At 63.8% G+C, this 18,974-nt stretch carries 15 protein-coding genes; 6 read left to right on the top strand and 9 right to left on the bottom strand.

The features are described from left to right. Window positions 1–60: 60 nt before the first annotated feature. The 4 genes from tpx to HU720_RS00450 form a co-directional block, all read right to left on the bottom strand. Window positions 61–561 (bottom strand): thiol peroxidase, encoded by a 501-nt coding sequence (tpx, locus tag HU720_RS00465; protein ID WP_186516311.1) that lies wholly within the window; start codon window positions 559–561, stop codon window positions 61–63. 168 nt (window positions 562–729) lie between these two features. Further along, the gene (locus HU720_RS00460) at window positions 730–2,010 is read right to left on the bottom strand and encodes a serine/threonine transporter (RefSeq protein WP_186516308.1); all 1,281 of its coding nucleotides are present in this window, start codon (window positions 2,008–2,010) and stop codon (window positions 730–732) included. Between the two features lie 326 nt (window positions 2,011–2,336). Then, a complete protein-coding gene (locus HU720_RS00455; protein ID WP_186516305.1) occupies window positions 2,337–3,539 on the bottom strand; it encodes an aromatic amino acid transaminase in 1,203 nt (400 codons plus the stop codon). Between the two features lie 121 nt (window positions 3,540–3,660). Continuing rightward, window positions 3,661–4,686: an Ldh family oxidoreductase gene (locus HU720_RS00450; RefSeq protein WP_186516302.1), complete on the bottom strand. Its 1,026-nt coding sequence runs from the start codon at window positions 4,684–4,686 to the stop codon at window positions 3,661–3,663. 606 nt (window positions 4,687–5,292) lie between these two features. Between HU720_RS00450 and HU720_RS00445 the strand changes: the two genes are divergently transcribed. The 5 genes from HU720_RS00445 (at window position 5,293) to HU720_RS00425 (ending at window position 12,245) form a co-directional block, all read left to right on the top strand. Then, window positions 5,293–6,102 (top strand): type 1 glutamine amidotransferase, encoded by an 810-nt coding sequence (locus tag HU720_RS00445; RefSeq protein WP_186516299.1) that lies wholly within the window; start codon window positions 5,293–5,295, stop codon window positions 6,100–6,102. A gap of 374 nt (window positions 6,103–6,476) precedes the next feature. Next, window positions 6,477–7,394 (top strand): 5-dehydro-4-deoxyglucarate dehydratase, encoded by a 918-nt coding sequence (kdgD, locus tag HU720_RS00440; protein WP_186516296.1) that lies wholly within the window; start codon window positions 6,477–6,479, stop codon window positions 7,392–7,394. A 168-nt stretch (window positions 7,395–7,562) separates the two neighbouring features. Beyond that, complete coding sequence (locus tag HU720_RS00435) at window positions 7,563–8,915, top strand: MFS transporter (protein WP_186516293.1); 1,353 nt, start codon at window positions 7,563–7,565, stop codon at window positions 8,913–8,915. 78 nt (window positions 8,916–8,993) lie between these two features. Next, window positions 8,994–10,547 carry a galactarate dehydratase gene (gene garD / locus HU720_RS00430; protein WP_186516291.1) on the top strand — a complete coding sequence of 518 codons (1,554 nt, stop codon included), beginning with the start codon at window positions 8,994–8,996 and terminating at the stop codon, window positions 10,545–10,547. A 117-nt stretch (window positions 10,548–10,664) separates the two neighbouring features. Continuing rightward, window positions 10,665–12,245: an aldehyde dehydrogenase (NADP(+)) gene (locus HU720_RS00425; RefSeq protein WP_186516288.1), complete on the top strand. Its 1,581-nt coding sequence runs from the start codon at window positions 10,665–10,667 to the stop codon at window positions 12,243–12,245. A gap of 141 nt (window positions 12,246–12,386) precedes the next feature. Here the strand turns inward: HU720_RS00425 and HU720_RS00420 are convergent, their stop codons facing one another. Then, window positions 12,387–13,136 (bottom strand): FadR/GntR family transcriptional regulator, encoded by a 750-nt coding sequence (locus HU720_RS00420; RefSeq protein WP_186516285.1) that lies wholly within the window; start codon window positions 13,134–13,136, stop codon window positions 12,387–12,389. Window positions 13,137–13,308: 172 nt separating this feature from the next. Between HU720_RS00420 and HU720_RS00415 the strand changes: the two genes are divergently transcribed. Then, entirely contained in the window at window positions 13,309–13,638 is a 330-nt protein-coding gene (locus tag HU720_RS00415; RefSeq protein WP_186516282.1) for a hypothetical protein, read from the top strand. A 31-nt stretch (window positions 13,639–13,669) separates the two neighbouring features. On the opposite strand, the gene HU720_RS00410 is transcribed toward HU720_RS00415, so the two are convergent. The 4 genes from HU720_RS00410 to HU720_RS00395 form a co-directional block, all read right to left on the bottom strand. Beyond that, window positions 13,670–14,617, bottom strand: coding sequence for a LysR family transcriptional regulator (locus HU720_RS00410; protein ID WP_186516279.1), 948 nt, complete (start codon window positions 14,615–14,617; stop codon window positions 13,670–13,672). 17 nt (window positions 14,618–14,634) lie between these two features. Further along, window positions 14,635–15,609, bottom strand: coding sequence for a quinone oxidoreductase (locus HU720_RS00405; RefSeq protein ID WP_186516277.1), 975 nt, complete (start codon window positions 15,607–15,609; stop codon window positions 14,635–14,637). A 106-nt stretch (window positions 15,610–15,715) separates the two neighbouring features. Then, window positions 15,716–16,468, bottom strand: a complete 753-nt coding sequence (locus HU720_RS00400) for a methyltransferase domain-containing protein (protein ID WP_186516275.1) — start codon at window positions 16,466–16,468, stop codon at window positions 15,716–15,718. A gap of 63 nt (window positions 16,469–16,531) precedes the next feature. Next, on the bottom strand, window positions 16,532–18,973 hold the full coding sequence (locus HU720_RS00395; protein ID WP_186516440.1) for an alpha/beta hydrolase: 2,442 nt from the start codon (window positions 18,971–18,973) through the stop codon (window positions 16,532–16,534). Between the last annotated feature and the right edge of the window lies 1 nt (window position 18,974).

Below are 18,974 nucleotides of genomic sequence, written 5' to 3'. Positions count from 1 at the left end.
CGGAACAGGTTCCGGGCCGTTATCAGCGAGTAACAGGCGAACTCGCCGTGGCAGAAGCCGTTACTTCAGGACAGCCAGTGCGGCGTCGTAGTTCGGCTCTTCGGCAATTTCGCCAACCAGCTCGCTGTGCAGCACCTTGTCGTTTTCATCCAGCACCACGACGGCGCGGGCGGCAAGGCCGGCCAGTGGGCCGTCGGCGATGGCAACGCCGTAGTTTTCGAGGAACTCGCGGCCACGCAGGGTCGACAGGTTCTTCACGTTTTCCAGGCCTTCAGCGCCGCAGAAGCGTGCCTGGGCGAATGGCAGGTCGGCCGAGATGCACAGCACCACGGTATTGGCCACGTCGTTGGCCTGGGCGTTGAACTTGCGCACCGAGGTGGCGCAGGTTGGGGTGTCGACGCTTGGGAAGATGTTCAGCACTTTGCGCTTGCCGGCGAAATCTTTCAGCGAGGTGTCAGCCAGGTTGCCAGCAACCAGCGAGAAAGCAGGTGCCTGGGCGCCAACCTGTGGCAGGGTGCCGTTGACTTGTACCGGGCCGCCTTTGAGAGTCACTTGAGCCATTGCGAAATCCTTCATGCGAGGTGGGGAAAAGGAACCAGAGTTAAGCATGAAGGCGTGCAAGTGCCTATAAGCAGAGGGGAAATTGTTTTATTGCCGGACAATTCCTGTGGACAAAAAAATGTCCGGGTGGCTACAGCACACCCGGACATGTCTTACAGCAACGATACGTCAGGCCAGCAAGCCGTAAACCACCGAGGTCAGCGCAACCAGGCCGACGACCACAACGAACAGGTTGGACAGCGCGCCACTGTACTTGCGCATCGAGGGTACGCGGCGGATGGCGTACATCGGCATCAGGAACAGCAGCACCGCGATGATCGGGCCGCCGAGCGATTCGATCATGCCCAGAATGCTTGGGTTGAGGGTGGCGACGATCCAGCACACCACCAGCATCAGCGCAGCGACGGTGCGGTCCATGGCCTTGGCGCCTGGGCGCAGGCCGGTCTTGAGGATCATGCCCTTGAGGCCTTCGCTGGCACCGATGTAGTGGCCCAGGAACGACTTGGCAATGGCAATGAACGCAATCAGGGGCGCTGCAAAGGCGATGGTCGGCTGCTCGAAATGGTTGGCCAGGTAGGACAGGATCGACAGGTTCTGCGCCTTGGCCTCGGCCAGCTGAACGCTGCTCAAGGTGAGCACGCAGCTGAATACAAAGAACAGCACCATCAGCACCATCAACAGGTGCGCACGGCGCAAAATCTGGCCGCTGCGCTGATCGGCGTGGTCGCCATAGCGGCGCTTCTGGTCCACGGCAAAGGCCGAGATGATCGGTGAATGGTTGAACGAAAACACCATCACCGGAATAGCCAGCCACACGGTGTGCAGGAACGCCGAGCCGGTCGGCACCTGGGTCGCGGTGTCGAGAATACCGCCCGTCCAGTGCGGCACCAGGTACAGCGCCAGCAGCGCCAACGCGACGATGAACGGATACACCAGCAGGCTCATGACTTTCACCGTGGCCTGCTCGCCGCAGCGCACGATGGCCAGCAGGCCCAGAATCAGCACGAATGACAACAGCGCACGCGGTGGCGGCGCGATGTGCAGTTGGTGCTCCAGGAAGCTGCTGACGGTGTTGGTCAGGGCCACGCTATAAATAAGCAGGATCGGAAAAATTGCAAAGAAGTACAGCACGGTGATCATTGCACCGGCGGTAATGCCGAAGTGTTCCTCGACCACCTTGGTGATGTCGCCATCGCTGCGCCCAGACAGCACGAAGCGCGTCAGGCCGCGGTGGGCGAAATAGGTCATCGGGAACGCCAGTGCAGCGAGGATCAGCAGCGGCCAGAAACCGCCCAGGCCGGCGTTGATCGGCAGGAACAAGGTGCCGGCGCCGATGGCTGTGCCGAACAGGCCCAGCATCCAGGTAGTGTCGTGACGCGACCAATCGCCAAGGGTGGCGGGTGTCGATTCTGTAAAGCGTTGCTCAACGCTTGAGGCCTGCTCATTCATTCCGGGTGACGCTCCACTCGCAAGACTGCAACAGGCTGAGAATGGCGAAACAAACGATTCGCACAACTCAACCGGATAAAGAGGGGCGCGATTGTGCATGCAAAGGTTGCACTTGGGGAAGCCCTGTCCGAAGGGCGGTTGCACTTGTCTGTACAACAAAGCGGGTTTCAGAGCTGAGAAGCGTGAAACCCTGCACCGGCCTTATCGCAGGCTAGCGCCAGCTCCCACAGGTTCTGGGCCAGCCCCCGACATCAAGGCTGAGCAAGTTCGAACTGTGGGAGCTGGCGACAGCCTGCGATGAGGCCAATGCAGGCTTGCCCCGTGGCTCAGCCCTTCTGGTGCACCGCCGCAAAGGCTTCAGCAACCTGGCGCAGGTTGGCCGGACGCAGGCCCGACATGCACACACGGCCGCTGTCGATCAGGTAAACGCCGAACTCGTCACGCAGGCGACGCACCTGCTCGACACTGAAACCTGTGTAGCTGAACATGCCGCGCTGGCGCAGGAAGAACTGGAAGTCCTCGCCAGGCAGCAGCTCGCCGAGCAGGTCAACCAGGCCCTGACGCATGTCGAGGATACGCTTGCGCATGACCTCGACCTCAGCCGCCCACTGGGCGTTGAGCGCGGCATCACCCAGCACACCCGCCACCAACTGCGCACCAAACGCAGGCGGGCTCGAGTAGTTGCGCCGGACAGTAGCCTTGAGCTGGCCCAGCACGCTGCCTGCGGTTGCCACGTCGTCACAGACTATCGACAAACCGCCGACCCGCTCGCCGTACAGCGAGAAGATTTTCGAGAACGAGTTGCTCACCAGGCACGGCACACCGGCACGGGCCATTTCGCGGATGGCGAAGGCATCTTCGACCAGGCCTTCACCGAAGCCTTGGTAGGCGATGTCAAGGAACGGGATCAGCTCGCGAGCCTTGACCACTTCGACCACTTGCTGCCATTGCTGCTGGTCGAGGTCTACGCCGGTTGGGTTGTGGCAGCACGGGTGCAGCAGCACGATGCTGTTTTTACCTAGGGTGTTCAGCGTGGCCAGCATGCCGTCGAAGTCGACGCCGCGGGTGGCGTCATCGAAGTACGGGTAGGTATTCACCTTGAAGCCCGCGCCCTCGAAAATTGCCCGGTGGTTGTCCCAGGTTGGGTTGCTCACCCAAACCTCGGAGCCTGCGAAGTAGCGCTTGAGGAAGTCGGCGCCGACTTTCAGCGCGCCGGAGCCGCCGACGGTCTGCACGGTGGCCACGCGACCGGCGGTGACTGCCGGGTGGTCGGCACCGAACAGCAGCGCCTGGATGGCCTGGCGATAGGCGGCCAGGCCTTCCATTGGCAGGTACAGCGAGGCTGCGTGTGGCTGGCCGGCCTGGCGTTGCTCAACTTGGGCCACCGCCGCCAACTGCGGCACTACACCGGCTTCGTCGTAATACAGGCCGATACTCAGGTTGACCTTGTCGGCACGGGGATCGGCCTTGAAAGTCTCCATCAGCGAGAGGATCGGGTCGCCGGCATAGGCATCGACATGTTTGAACACAGCGTGCAGCTCCTTGGAAATCAGGACAGTTCGGGAAAGGCTGCACGGAGCATACCCGCTGTGCGGCGCGAGGAACATCACTGATGTGCAAGGCGCTGGGTGCAGGGCTGCAAAGGCCCGCTCAGCGCAGCAGCGCGTTCAGCCCGGCGAGTTCCTCTGCACTCAACGCCACCCCTTCCCTGCTCGCGATTTCGCGCTCGCGGTAACGCCGCTCGCCGGGCAGGCGCGTCAGCCCCACGGCGTGCATCTGCTCGACCATCGCCCGGCTGCGTTGGGCAAAGCGCTCGCCCTCGGCCTTGCTGGGGTCGATAACGATGATCAGTTGCCCGGTCCAGGGCGTCTTTGCGCCTGGATGGCCGGCCCAGTCGAACTCCCAGGAGAAATTGCCGCCAGTCAGGGCTGCCGACAGCAGCTCGACCATCATCGACAGCGCCGAGCCTTTGTGGCCGCCAAACGGCAACAGCGCGCCGCCGTCCAGTATCGCCTGCGGGTCGGTGGTCGGCTGGCCGTCGGCATCGACGCCCATTCCCTCAGGCAAGGCCTGCCCGGCGCGGGCGGCGATCTGCACATCGCCATGGGCCATGGCGCTGGTGGCCATATCGAACACGATCGGCGGATGGCCGGCGCACGGGGCGGCGAAGGCAATCGGGTTAGTGCCGAACAATGGCTTGTGCGCGCCGTGGGGGACCACGCAGGTCATGCTGTTGACCACGCTCAGGGCAACCAGCCCCTCATCGGCAAACGGCTCGACATCTGGCCACAGGGCAGCGAAGTGATGGGAATTGTGGATGGCCAGCACCGCGATGCCGGCACTGCGCGCCTTGCTCACCAGCAACGGGCGCGCCGCCGCCAGTGCCGGCTGAGCGAAGCCACCCGCGGCGTCCACCCGCACATAGCCTGCAGCCACATCGGTTACCTTGGGCTCTGCCTGGCCGTTGACCCAGCCACTTGCCAGCGTCGAAACATAGCCGGGCATGCGGAATACCCCATGGCTATGGGCGCCATCGCGTTGCGCGCTGGCGCAGTTACAGGCCAGTGCAGCGGCCACTTTCTCGCTGCAGCCATGGTGCTGGAAAATGGCCCCTAACAGTTGCTGCAGCTCATCGAAGGGCAAGCGTATTGCGGGGCTTGCGGAAGACGCGGACATCTGGTGCTCCTTTATAGGTATTGTTTCAGCAACAGCGCAATGAGGGGACTGTCCCGCGAATGGGGTGTGGCTGTCAAAGCCAGCCAGCAGCGCTGGAGAGTTGACGCGCGAGGGCTTGCCGGGCCGCTTTGCGGCCCATCGCGGAGCAAAGCCCGCTCCCACGCCGCCCAGCTCTCTGCGCGAAAGCGCAGCCCAAACGGCTGGGTGATCTTCCACAGAATGCATGTAAAGCTGCTTTTGTGGGAGCGGGCTTGCCCCGCGATGAGGCCGCCTCAACACTGCACTCGAGCGCATTTTCGGGTGGACAGACACGCTGGACATTGCAGCCACGCAAAGACCCAACTGCATCGTTAAATATTATTGACCCAATCCCCTGCCAAACCCTTGCCGATCAAGGCGCCGAACACCTACACCCCCCGAAAACCCTCCCCTTAAGGCCATGCCACTCGTTTGACATATCGAACGGCTCTGGCAAGCTACATCTCAGGCCCCGACCGGTATCGCTGCAACAGCGAACCGGCAGTGCTCGGGGCCACAGGCTGCATCGCTGGCTCCGGCTCTGCGCCTGCACAACAACGACAGGCACGACCTGTCCCAAGGTGACATATGTCCAACAGCAACATTGGCAATAAACAACCCGCCCTGCGCAAACCCGTCGTATTGATGACCATGGGCAGCCAGGAGCGCAAAGGCCATGACTATCAGGTCATGACCCACAAATACATCACCCCGCTGGTCGAGTTTTCCGAGTGCGTGCCGGTGCTGGTGCCCACCTGCTGCGGCATCGACGACCTTGAGTCGTACCTGGACATGGCCGACGGCGTTTACCTCACCGGCGCGGGCAGCAACATCGACCCGGCCCTCTACGGCCAGGAAAACCAAACGCCGGGCAAAGGCCAGGACCCACAGCGCGACTTGTTCGATATCCCGCTGGTCAAGGCCGCCCTCAAGCGTGGCCTGCCCATTTTCGGCGTGTGCCGCGGCATGCAGGAAATCAACGTGGCGCTGGGCGGTGACATTTACCAGAAGGTCTACGCCGAGCCGGGTTTCAATGACCACCGCGAAAACCCCGAAGACCCGGTCGATGTGCAGTATGCCCAAGTGCATGCGGTGAACATCCAGCCGGGCAGCTGGCTGCAAGACGTGCTCGGCACCGACCAGATCCGCGTCAACTCGCTGCACGGCCAGGGCCTGCGCAACCTGGGCGCTGGCCTTGAGCCTATCGCCCACGCCGAAGACGGCCTGGTTGAAGCCATTCATGGCCCGAGCATTTCGCCCTTCCTGTTCGCGGTGCAGTGGCACCCGGAGTGGCAGGCAGCGAAGAACCCCGACTCGATCAAGATTTTCCAGGCCTTCGGCGACGCTTGCCGGGCCCAGGTGCGCAAGGCCCAGGTCAAGCGCCACCACGCGGCCTGATCAGCCGAAGCTTCGTCAGGTTTTGATCGCGGGGCGGCGCAAGGTCGCCCCTGCTTCCCGGTCACCCTCTGCTGGTCCCAGATCACCTTCCGTGGAAGCGGGCGGCGGGCGTGTGCCTGTCCCCGCGATCTTTTTTCTTTTTTTGAAGAGATACGATGACTCACTTGATGAGTCGTTGCGATGGGCTGTGGCCGCTCTGTGCCTGGGCTGGCACTACCGCGGGGCAAGCCCGCTGCCACGTTGAAATACCGGTCACAAGGTGGAAAAGGGAAAAAAATGCTGATGGGGACTAGTCATCCGCTAGGTTGTACGATAACTTACCTCCAACGCAGAACAACAACCTTCACCCCAAGCGCCACAGGATGCTAACAACAATGAATCCACAAGAACTGAAATCCATCCTCTCCCACGGCCTGCTGTCTTTCCCGGTCACCGACTTCAATGCCCAGGGCGACTTCCACCAGGCGGGCTACATCAAGCGTCTGGAATGGCTCGCCCCTTACGGCGCCAGCGCGCTGTTCGCCGCCGGCGGTACCGGTGAGTTCTTCTCCCTGGCCGCCAGCGAGTACAGCCAGGTGATCAAGACTGCGGTCGACACCTGCGCAACATCGGTACCGATTCTGGCCGGCGTTGGTGGCTCCACCCGCCAGGCCATCGAATACGCTCAAGAAGCCGAGCGCCTGGGCGCCAAGGGCCTGCTGCTGCTGCCGCACTACCTGACCGAAGCCAGCCAGGACGGCGTTGCCGCCCACGTTGAGGCCGTGTGCAAGTCGGTCAACATCGGCGTAGTGGTCTACAACCGTAACGTCTGCCGCCTGAATGCCGACCTGCTGGAGCAACTCGCCGAGCGCTGCCCGAACCTGATCGGCTACAAGGACGGCCTGGGCGATATCGAGCTGATGGTTTCGATCCGCCGTCGCCTGGGCGACCGTTTCAGCTACCTGGGCGGCCTGCCGACCGCAGAAGTGTATGCTGCGGCCTACAAAGCCTTGGGTGTGCCGGTTTACTCCTCGGCCGTGTTCAACTTCGTACCGAAGACCGCGATGGACTTCTACCACGCCATCGCCCGCGAAGATCACGAAACCGTTGGCAAGCTGATCGACGATTTCTTCCTGCCCTACCTGGAAATCCGTAACCGCAAAGCTGGCTACGCGGTGAGCATCGTCAAGGCTGGCGCCAAGCTCGCCGGTTACGATGCAGGCCCCGTGCGTACCCCGCTGACCGACCTGACCGCACAAGAGTACGAGATGCTCGCAGCGCTGATGGACAAGATGGGCCCGCAAGGCCTGTGATGCTCCGGACCCGCTAAGCGGTCCATCGTAGCCAGGGCTGGCTCTCCACGGATGATGTGGGGGCTGGCACCTGCCTGTGATGGGCCTTGAGGCGGTTCCCGCACCCTGCCCTGGTGCGACATACAATTCGAAAGCCCGCAAAAAAAATAACTAGTGGGAGTTACCAGCATGCAAGCGAAAAAGACGCATGTGCGCTACCTGATCCTGTTGATGCTGTTCCTGGTGACCACCATCAACTATGCAGACCGCGCCACCATTGCCATTGCCGGCTCCAGCCTGCAAAAAGACCTTGGCATTGACGCCATCACCCTCGGCTACATCTTCTCGGCGTTCGGCTGGGCCTACGTGGCGGGTCAGATTCCTGGCGGTTGGCTGCTCGACCGTTTCGGCTCGAAAAACGTCTACGCCTTCAGTATTTTCACTTGGTCGCTGTTCACCCTGCTGCAAGGTTTCGTCGGCGGCCTGCCGATCGCCTGGGCAGTGGTAACCCTGTTCACCCTGCGTTTCCTGGTCGGTTTCGCCGAAGCGCCATCGTTCCCCGGTAACGCGCGCATCGTCGCGGCCTGGTTCCCGACCCAGGAACGCGGCACTGCCTCGGCGATTTTCAACTCGGCGCAGTACTTCGCCACCGCCCTGTTTGCTCCGATCATGGGCTGGATCGTGTTCACCTTCGGCTGGGAGCACGTGTTCGTGGTCATGGGCGTGCTTGGCATCCTGTTCTCCGGTGTCTGGCTCAAGACTATCTACAACCCTCGTCAGCACCCGCGCATCAGCCCCGCAGAGCTTGAGCACATCGAGCAGAATGGCGGCCTGGTCGACATGGATCAGAAACGTGGCAACGATGGCCCGAAATGGGGCTACATCAAGCAACTGCTGACCAGCCGCATGCTGCTGGGCGTCTACCTGGGCCAGTACTGCATCAACGCCATCACCTACTTCTTCCTGACCTGGTTCCCGGTGTACCTGGTGCAGGAGCGCGGCATGACCATCCTCAAGGCCGGCATCATCGCCTCCTTGCCGGCCATCTGCGGCTTCATCGGTGGTGTGCTCGGTGGCGTGCTGTCCGACTGGCTGCTGCGCCGCGGCAACTCGCTGACCTTCTCGCGCAAGCTGCCGATCGTCTGCGGCCTGTTGCTGTCCACCACCATGGTGTTCTGCAACTATGTCGACGCTGAATGGATGGTGGTGGGCTTCATGACCCTGGCCTTCTTCGGCAAAGGCATCGGTGCACTGGGCTGGGCCGTGGTTGCAGACACCTCGCCCAAGCAGATCGCCGGCCTGTCAGGTGGTTTGTTCAACACCTTCGGCAACATCGCCTCGATCACCACGCCTATCGTGATCGGCTACATCATCAACGCCACCGGCTCGTTCAAGTGGGCCCTGGTGTATGTCGGCGCCAACGCACTGGTGGCGGTGTTCAGCTACCTGGTGATTGTCGGCCCGATCAAGCGCATCGAGCTCAAGGACGTGCCCAAGGATGCAGCAGCACCCAAGGCAGAACTTGCCGGCTCCCGTCCGTAACTGAAATACCCCGGCGCCCGTCATACGGCGCCGGTGGCCGTATAAAAGCCTGAAAGAAATGACAAGAAGGGCCTGACCATGCAGTTGATCGAACATTCCGAGTCGCCCCGCTACGTCCGCCTGCACGATGACGACAACGTCGTGGTGGTGGTCAACGACGGTGGTCTGGGCGAAGGCGCCCGTTTCGCCGACGGCCTGACCCTGGTTGAAGGCGTGCCACAAAGCCACAAGGTCGCCACCGTCGACATCGAACAAGGCGCCCCGGTGCGCCGCTACGGCCAGATCATCGGCTACGCCCGTGAGCGCCTGCTGCAAGGCAGTTGGGTCAAGGAAGATCAACTGGACATGCCGGCAGCGCCCGAGCTCGACAGCCTGCCACGCTGCGATGCCGTCCCCGCGCCGCTGCCAGCGCTCGAAGGCTTTACCTTCGAGGGCTACCGCAACGCCGACGGCACTGTCGGCACCCGCAACATCCTTGGCATCACCACCACCGTGCAGTGCGTGACCGGCGTGCTGGACCACGCCGTCAAGCGCATCCGCAGCGAACTGCTGCCCAAATACCCCAACGTCGACGACGTGGTCGCCCTCACCCACAGCTACGGCTGCGGTGTGGCAATCAACGCCCGCGACGCCTACATCCCGATCCGTACCGTGCGCAACCTGGCGCGCAACCCGAACCTGGGCGGCGAAGCCCTGGTCATCAGCCTGGGCTGCGAAAAACTCCAGGCCGGCCAGGTGATGCACGAAGGCGACCCATCGGTAGACCTCAGCGAGCCGTGGCTATACCGCCTGCAGGACGCATCGCTGGGCTTCGTCGAGATGATCGAGCAGATCATGCAACTGGCCGAAACCCGCCTGAAAAAGCTGAACCAGCGCCGCCGCGAGACCGTTCCGGCCAGCGAGCTGATCCTGGGCATGCAATGCGGCGGCAGTGACGCCTTCAGCGGCATCACCGCCAACCCGGCACTGGGCTACGCCGCCGACCTGCTGGTGCGCGCCGGCGCCACGGTGCTGTTCTCGGAAGTGACCGAGGTGCGCGACGCCATCTACATGCTCACCTCTCGCGCCGAAACGCCGGAAGTGGCCGAAGCGCTGGTGCGCGAGATGGACTGGTACGACCGCTACCTGCAACAGGGCGCAGCCGACCGCAGCGCCAACACCACGCCTGGCAACAAAAAGGGCGGGCTGTCGAACATCGTCGAAAAATCGCTGGGTTCGATCGTCAAATCCGGCAGCGGTGCCATTCAAGGCGTGGTCGGCCCTGGCGAGCGCGTTTCGCGCAAGGGGCTGATCTTCTGCGCAACCCCGGCCAGCGACTTTGTCTGCGGCACCCTGCAACTGGCTGCCGGCATGAACCTGCATGTGTTCACCACTGGCCGCGGCACCCCCTATGGCCTGGCCATGGCGCCGGTGGTGAAAGTCTGCACCCGCACCGAGCTTGCACAGCGCTGGCCGGACCTCATCGATATCGACGCCGGGCGCATCGCCAGCGGCCGTTCGAGCATCGAGGAGCTAGGCTGGGAACTGTTCCATTACTACCTGGACGTGGCCAGCGGCCGCAAACAGACCTGGGCCGAAAAACACGCATTGCACAACGACATCACCCTGTTCAACCCGGCGCCGATCACCTGATGCCCGGCGCCTGCCCGATTTCCCAGTGTGTCGCGACCGTTGTGGGGCCCGCCCCCATAACGGTCAAGCGAACCTGCCCCAATAGCATTCTTCCTTCAGCTACTACAGGAGCACACCATGCCTGAGATTCTCGGCCACAACTTCATCAATGGTCAGCGCAGCGCCGCCGGCCAGCAACGCCTGCAAAGCCTGGACGCCACCACCGGCGAAGCCCTGCCCTACAGCTTCGCCCAGGCCCTGGAAAGCGAAGTAGACCAGGCCGCCCAGGCCGCCGCCGCGGCCTTTGTCGAGTTCCGCCAACTGGCGCCTGCGCGCCGCGCTGAATTCCTCGAAGCCATCGCCGCCGAACTGGACGAGCTGGACGACAGCTTCGTGGCCATCGTCTGCCGCGAAACCGCGCTGCCGGCTGCCCGTATCCAGGGCGAACGTGGCCGCACCAGCGGCCAGATGCGCCTGTTCGCCCAAGTGCTGCGCCGTGGCGACTACCTCGGTGCACGCATCGACCTGGCCCTGCCAGAGCGCCAGCCGCTGCCACGCGTAGACCTGCGTCAGATGCGCATTGGCGTAGGCCCGGTGGCCGTGTTCGGCGCCAGCAACTTCCCGCTGGCGTTCTCGACCGCAGGCGGTGACACCGCAGCCGCCCTGGCTGCCGGCTGCCCGGTGGTGTTCAAGGCCCACAGCGGCCACATGGCCACCGCCGACCTGGTCGGTTGCGCCATCGTCCGCGCCGCCGAACGCACCGGCATGCCCAAGGGCGTGTTCAACATGGTGTTCGGTGGCGGGGTCGGCGAATGGCTGGTCAAGCACCCGGCCATTCAGGCAGTGGGCTTCACCGGTTCGCTCAAAGGCGGTGACGCCCTGTGCCGCATGGCCGCCGAGCGCCCGCAACCGATCCCGGTATTCGCCGAGATGTCCAGCATCAACCCGGTGATCGTGCTGCCTGGCGCACTGGCCAAGCGTGGCGAGGCAATCGCCCGTGAACTGGCAGGTTCGGTGTGCATGGGCGCTGGTCAGTTCTGCACCAACCCAGGCATGGTCATTGGCCTGCAGTCCCCCGCCTTCACCCAGCTGCTGGGTGAGCTGGGCCAGCACCTGGACCAGCAAGCCGGTCAGACCATGCTCAATGCCGGCGGCCTGCGCAGCTACGTGGGTGGGCTTGAACACCTGCATGCCCATGCCGGCATCGAGCACCTGGCAGGCCAGCCACAGGAAGGCAGCCAGGCACGCGCCCAGCTGTTCAAGGCTGATGCCAGCCTGCTGGTAAACGCTGACCCGCTGCTGCAGGAAGAAGTGTTTGGCCCGACCACGGTCGCAGTCGAAGTGGCGGACAACGCGCAACTGCGCGCTGCCCTGCAAGGCCTGCGTGGCCAGCTGACCGCCACGCTGATCGGTGAAGCCGAGGACTTCGAGGCCTTTGCCTGGCTGGTGCCGCTGCTGGAAGAAAAAGTGGGCCGTATTCTGGTCAACGGCTACCCGACTGGCGTTGAAGTGTGCGATGCCATGGTCCACGGCGGCCCATACCCCGCCACTTCCGATGCCCGTGGCACCTCGGTCGGCACCCTGGCCATCGACCGCTTCCTGCGCCCGGTGTGCTACCAGAACTACCCACAGGCCCTGCTGCCAGAAGCGCTGCGTGACACCAACCCGCTTGGGCTGCGTCGACTGGTCAATGGCAAGTGGAGTGATGCGGCGATCTGATCGCTCGCTTTGGATCGACAAGGGCCGCTTTGCGGCCCTTTTCGCGTTTTAAGGCCAGCCTTACAGAATGGATCCCTGCAGGGGCGGCCCTGTGCCGCGATGGGCTGCGCAGCAGCCACAAATCAACGCCATCGCAGGGTTTCAGCCCCCCTGCGCTTCAGCCTCTTCATGGGCCTGACGCAAACGCTCACGGCTGTTGCTCAGGTGCAGGCGCATGGCCATTTTCGCCCCCTCGGTATCACGCCGGGCAATCGCCTCGAAGATCGCTTCGTGTTCGTGCACCAAGCGGCCCATGTAATGGGCCTGGTCATCATGGGCCAGACGCGCCGAATTCAACCGGGTACGCGGGATGATGCTGGTGCCCAGGTGATGGATGATGTCGGCAAAGTAGTGGTTGCCACTGGCCTGGGCGATGCGCAGGTGGAACTGGAAGTCCGCCGACACTGCATCAGAGGCGTGCGCCGCCCCTTCATTGAGCTCATCGAGCGCAGCGCGCATGCCTGCCAGTTCTTCATCGCTACGGCGCAATGCCGCAAGGCCGGCTGATTCGATTTCCAGGGCGATGCGCAGCTCCAGCACCGAGAGCACCTCGCGCAGGGTGACGATGGTCGCGGGGTCGATACGGAAACCGCCGCTGCTGGGCGTATCGAGCACGAAGGTGCCGATGCCGTGGCGTGTCTCGACCTGGCCTGCGGCCTGCAGGCGCGAGATGGCCTCACGCACCACAGTGCGGCTGACGCCTTCCTCGACCATGATCTGCGATTCGGTGGGAAGCTTGTCGCCGCGCTTGAGCTGGCCACTGCGAATGCGCTCGGTCAGCACCGTGACCAGTTCCTGCGCCAGACTGCGCGGCTTGCGCCGGGTGCGTGGCTGTACCTGCTGCTCTGTCATGCCCTGTACGTTTAGTAGTGATAGACGGCGTAATGATAGCGCATGCGGTTGTACGATCACATATGCGCCTGTGTATTTAATGCGCAGCCGCTTGGGGACTTCAAAGTGCTGGCCCCCTGCTACCGCAACACAGGGCAAACTCCGTTTTCCTTCAGACGCTTAGGACAGCAACATGCGGGTATTTCTAGCAACTGTCGCCGGCTGCCTGCTGGCCGCAACCGCCTTCAGCGCCCAGGCCCGGGCCTTGAGCCAGAACGAACGGCAGGTGTGCGGCTGGGGCGCGCAGATTGCCGCCGAGGCGCAACAGGCCAAGCTTTCCGGGGTTACGTTGTACGCCACCCGCAAGAAACTTCAGGCGCGCAAATTCAGCAAACCATGGATGCGCATGACCGCCTTCGGCATTACCGAACAGACCTACAACAGCCGATCGCGGCTCAAGCCAGCGGCGATCAAGCAAACGTACTACGAACAATGCGCTCAGCACGCGGTAGCAAAGAAATAATCAAAGAGAATCAAGACTTTAGAGTCACAACCTAAAGTTTATCAACAACTTCAGCAGGGGCGCGCCGCCAGGGTGCGCCGTCCTTGAAAACCCCTTCCAGCCACGCCTTGAATGCCTGCAAGGCTGCCGTGTTCAGCCGCGCTGATGGCCGAACCAGGTAAATGCCCGCCGCGACGTCCAGTTGCCAGCCCGGCAGCACCCGCTGAAGCAACCCCGCCTGCATATCCTCGACCATCAGCCAGTCACCGCCGGCCAGAATCCCTACCCCACGCCGTGCGGCCTCAAGCAATGCCTCGTTATCGTTACCACGCAAGTTACCGGCCACCTTGACGCTGAACTGCCGCCCTTCACTGGTGAGCCGCCATTCAGGAAACGAGCGTAAGCCACTGAAACCCAAACAATTGTGCGCACTCAAATCAGCCGGCTGCTGCGGTACTCCGTGCTTGGCCAGATAACCCGGTGCTGCGCAGAGGATGCGCCGGTGATCACAGAGCTTGCTGGCCACCAGGCGGTTGTCCGCTAGCTCACCGATGCGGATGGCGGCATCGAAGCCTTCGCCAACCAGGTCCACGAAGCGGTCGGCATATTCCGCCTCCACCGTGACCTGCGGATAGGCCAGCACGAAGTCGGCAATCACGCCGCTCAGCCAACGTCGGCCCATGGCGGCCGGCAATGCCAGGCGCAAACGGCCGCGCACCTGGGCCGCGCCCTCGGCGGCCTCCTGCTCGGCCTCATCAATCAGCCTGCTGGCAAGGCGCAGCCGCTCAACCAGGCGCTCCCCCTCATCGGTAAAGCGCAACTGCCGGGTAGTGCGCTCGACCAGGCGAATACCCAAACGCTGTTCCAGCGTACCCAAACGGCGCGACAGCACCGAAGGATGCCGCTCCAGCTGGCGGCCGGCAGCGGCGAACGAGCCCTGCTCGTGCAGGGCCAGCAACGTAGCGATTTCGTCGGCCCGGCGGCTGTCGAAGGGGTCCATGGCAAGGCTCGTGTGGCTCAGGGGGTGAGAATCAGCGCGCCTTCGGTTCGCCCCTGCTCCAGGTCCTCATGGGCCCGGGCAGCGTCGGTCAACGGGTAGCTACGCCAGATGCGCGCCTGGATGATACCTGCGCCCAGCGCTGCCAGCACCTCGCTTGCACGGGCCTGGTATTCCTCGGGCGTGCGGGTATGGGCGGCCAGGGAGGGCCGGGTGACAAACAACGAGCCCTTGGCGTTGAGGGTCGCCATCTCGATGGCGGCGGGTGCGCCCGAGGTGCCCCCGAAGGACACCAGCAAGCCGCGCGGGCGCAGGCTGTCGAGGGACGCTTCCAGCGAGACTCGGCCAACGCTGTCGTAAACCACGTCCACACCCTGCCCCGCAGTCAGCTCGCGGACTTGCGCGGCCAAGGTCACCGCGTCGAACACCAGCACATGGTCGCAACCGGCGGCCTGGGCGCGGGCAACGCTTTGCGGGCGCGATACCACACCGATCACGCTTGCCCCAAGGTGCTTGGCCCACGGCACCATCAACTGCCCCAGCGCACCGGCCGCGCCGTAGATCAACACCCGCGTACCGGGCCCGACCGGGTAGGTGCTGGTCAGCAGGTATTGCGCAGTAATGCCCTTGAACAACACCGCCGCTGCCTGCTCGTCGCTCACCCCATCGGGCAGCTTCACCAGGCGCTCGGCCGGGAACAGCCGGCCACTGGCGTAGCCACCCACAGGCCCGGTGGCGTAACCCACCCGATCACCGGCCTGCACGCTTGTCACGCCAGCGCCTACTGCGCTTACCCGGCCTGCCCCTTCAAGGCCCAGCCCGCAAGGCAAGGGCAATGCCGCACCGCCCTTGCGCTGCAGGACGTCCAACGGGTTGACACCGATAGCTCTCTGTTCCAGCCAGACTTCGCCGGGGCCGGGCTGCTGAACGGGGGTGTCCTGCAACTGCAACACTTCAACGCCGCCGGTTTGCTGCAGCACGATTCGCTTTGCCATGGTGGTTTCCTCAACGTTCGATCAGTGGGCTCAGCCTAGGCTGCTGCACCAAAGCGAACAATCAGGGCTGCTGCAGATCATTCGTGCACTGCCCGCACTAATGATTTCAGCGTTTGCGCGCAACCACCCCAAAGGCCATGTCACCGATGTAGATAGCCTTGGACTGACGACGCTCCGCATCGAGGCGCACCTGCAGGGTATCAATCGATACTTGCCGCGCCGTCGCCACACCATGGGCGATGATGCGCGGCAGGCATGCCCGGACGATGTCAGCCAAGGCGTAGGCAATTTCGGGGGTTTGCACCAGCGCCTCGGCGCGCAGGTCTTCGATGTCCAGCCCGGCATCGGCAAAAACAGGCTGAAGGTTGAAGCCGATATGCAGGTCGGCGCCCTCTTTGGCCAGCATGCCCTGCAGCCATTTTTGCGCTTTGCGGTGCAGCGGGAACGGTGCAAGGCTGGCCGGCGTGAGGGTGCTGTCATGTTCCTGGAAGACCATCACCCCACCGGGCAGCAGGTACTTGGCCAAACCGCGCACAGCCTTCACCGGCTCCGCCTGATACATCAGCACCCGGCGCCCGACGATGGCGTCGAACAGCCCAAGGCTGGCTGGCAGCGCATGCAGGTCGCAGGCGATGAACTCAGGCGGCCTGGCGCCCTTGGGCGTCTGCCGCTGCCGCGCCTGATGCAGCGCGGATTCAGCCTGGTCGATACCGACCACAGCGCCATCAAGCCCCACCAGGCGTGCCAGCAACCAACTGACATCACCACTGCCACAGCCGACATCAAGCACACGCATGCCTGGGCCGATCTGCGCGTCCTGCAGCAAGCGCGTGGTGAAATCAGCTTTCGCAAGTGCCATGCCGTGCTCCTTCGCGAGGGAGCGCCAGTGTGCCGAGGCCTGGGGGCCGGGCACAAGGCGTAATCACTGATCGCCCAGCAAATGCAGTTCACCGTCGCGGTACAGCACTTCACGCCCAACCCAACTGGCGTCAACCTGTGGCAGCACCGCCGAGGGCTTGCGCAACTCGCGCAGCAGCGTGGAGCCATGGGACAAACGCCCGCCCATGCGCGCGATCACCGCCCGAGCGGCCTGGTAGTCGGCATGCCGGCCCGGATCAAGGGCATCCTCAAGCAGGATGTCCTGGCCCAGAACGCCTTGCACCTGGCCCGGGTAGATCATGAAGCCGCTGGCCTGCTCGGCGCCGTCGCGCCCGTCCTGCCAGAAACTGCCGGTGCGGCTGCGCGCCTGCGGATGCGGGCCGAACCAGTACCCTCGGTCGGCCTGGGGCATGGCGTGGTGCAGGCGCATGAAGATGCGCATGAGGTTGTCGCGGTACCACTCACGCACCTGCAAGTAGTAGCCGCGCATGCCCGGCAGGCCCAGGCGATGGGCAAGCCTCGCCCGGCGCGGCCACGCCGGCAGCGCTTGCAGTGGCAGTTCTGCAGTCACCGGGCGTGGCGTGGCCGGGTCGGTCTCCCACGGCAGGCGGTGGGGCTGCTGATGCACATTGTCATAAGCGGTTGGCGGTCGCCCAAGCAACGCCCCGCCGCTGCTGGCAAGCGCAGTAGCGATGCACAGGTTGCCCTGTACCACGAACACGTAGAAGCGGCAGAACCAATCAGCCAACTGCTGGCCATCGGCGCCGTCCTTGCACAGTTGTGCCAGCTCCTGGTCGAAACGCTGCAAGCCAGGCGCGAGCGTTTGCAGGTGCGCACGCGCCTTGTGCTGCATGCGCAGCAAGCGCGGCGCAGCCCCGAGCAGGCGCAACGGGCGCCAAGGCAGATGCGGCGCGGCACCGCCCACCTCACCGGCATAGCTGGCCGAGGCGATGCCCCAGTCAGCCAGACGGGCCAGGAACAGATCGTTGTTGATGTAGGAGGCGCCGTCATACAGCGCCGTGAAGGGTTCATTGTCCTGCAAGACACGGCTGTCCCAACGCGCCATCACCGCGGGAATACTGGCGGCAGCGCGGCGCTGGGCATATTCGACGAAACGGCTGGGTTGCGGCGGCAGAATTTCGCCGATATTGGCCGCCGTCAGGTGGCGACGCCAGCCGTGTTCGCTGATCGGGCGGTATTGCAGCAGCCACAGCTGTTGGCCATCCCACGCCCACTCGACATCGCCGGGCACGTAATGAAACACCTTGAGCACACCTTGCAGGAAGCCCCACAGCCGCTCTGCGCTCAAACCCTGCAGCGTTGCAAAGCGCCCGCTCTGCCATGCGCTGCCAAGGCGTGAAAGGACCGCGCGCTGCGGTGAAGCACGGCCATCAGCAAGCGCCTCAAGGTGGCCTTCGACCCATTCCAGCTCAACGGCCAAGTGGCGCACGAAGGCAATGCCGGAGACCTGCGGGTTGATAAAGCGCTGCACCACGACTTCTTCGACGCCCATGCCACGCAGGTCGGCGACCCGTGGCGCCACTTCAACGGCGGGCACACGCAGGTAGGTGGTGCTAAGGCCTGCATTGGCGGCATCGGCTTGATCCTCGCCGTAGCTCGATGAGCGCACCGCCCAAGTGACGCCGGGCGTGGCTGCAAGCAACGCGCTCAAACGGGGGTCGGCAGGGTCTTCCAAGGTCAGCGCCTGCGGCACCGGCTGCCCGGCAAGCTGCGCCAGACGCAGCCGCCCGCCCTTGGTGTGGGCGACGAAGCCGGCCTCAGCCGAGTCCAGCCAAGCGGCAAAGGTTGCGGGTGCATCGATCCACGGATAATGCCCCCAGCCAGGTTGCAAGCTTACCCGCAGGTCTGCCCGCGCAAGGATTGCCGACCACGCCGCAGCCTGGGCAATGCCCAGCAGCCTGTCCTGGTCTCCCCAGACCAACTCGACCGGGTCTGTCACCCACTCAAGCAGGGTCAGCGCGTTGTCCGCTCGCAACTGCTCCCAGGACGGCACAAACGCACGGCACCGCGCATAACCGCGCCCCATGCGCAGGTATTGCCCAGGGGTCCAGCGCAGACGTGAAAACTTATGGGCAAACCGCTCTGGATAGTGGCTCACCAACCAATGAATGGCCGTACGCAAAGGCCGCGGCGACATCAGTGCCGGCAGCCTGCGCTGCCACAAAAACGCCCCCACTGGCGCCAGCAGCACACTGCGCGCGAAGTGCCCAGGGCGCCGTTGCAGGGCGTGCAGCACGATCAGCCCGCCGACCCCCACGGCCATGATCGCCTGCCCAGGCTCGGTCAGCGCCAGTAGCGCATCGGCGTAGCCCCCCAGGTCATCACAAGGCGGCTGCGGGTTATCGCCGAACCCCGGCAGCTCCAACGGCTGCACCCGGTACGTGTGAAAATGCACCAACGCGTCGTCCCACCAATCGGCGGCACTGCCGTTACCGGCCAGCAGGTACATCAAGGGCTTGCTCATC

It is taken from the genome of Pseudomonas sp. SWRI51 (assembly GCF_014268825.1).
Classification (GTDB): domain Bacteria; phylum Pseudomonadota; class Gammaproteobacteria; order Pseudomonadales; family Pseudomonadaceae; genus Aquipseudomonas; species Aquipseudomonas farsensis.
Note: the sequence above shows the minus strand (reverse complement) of the source record. Positions and strands in the feature narration are given on the sequence as shown.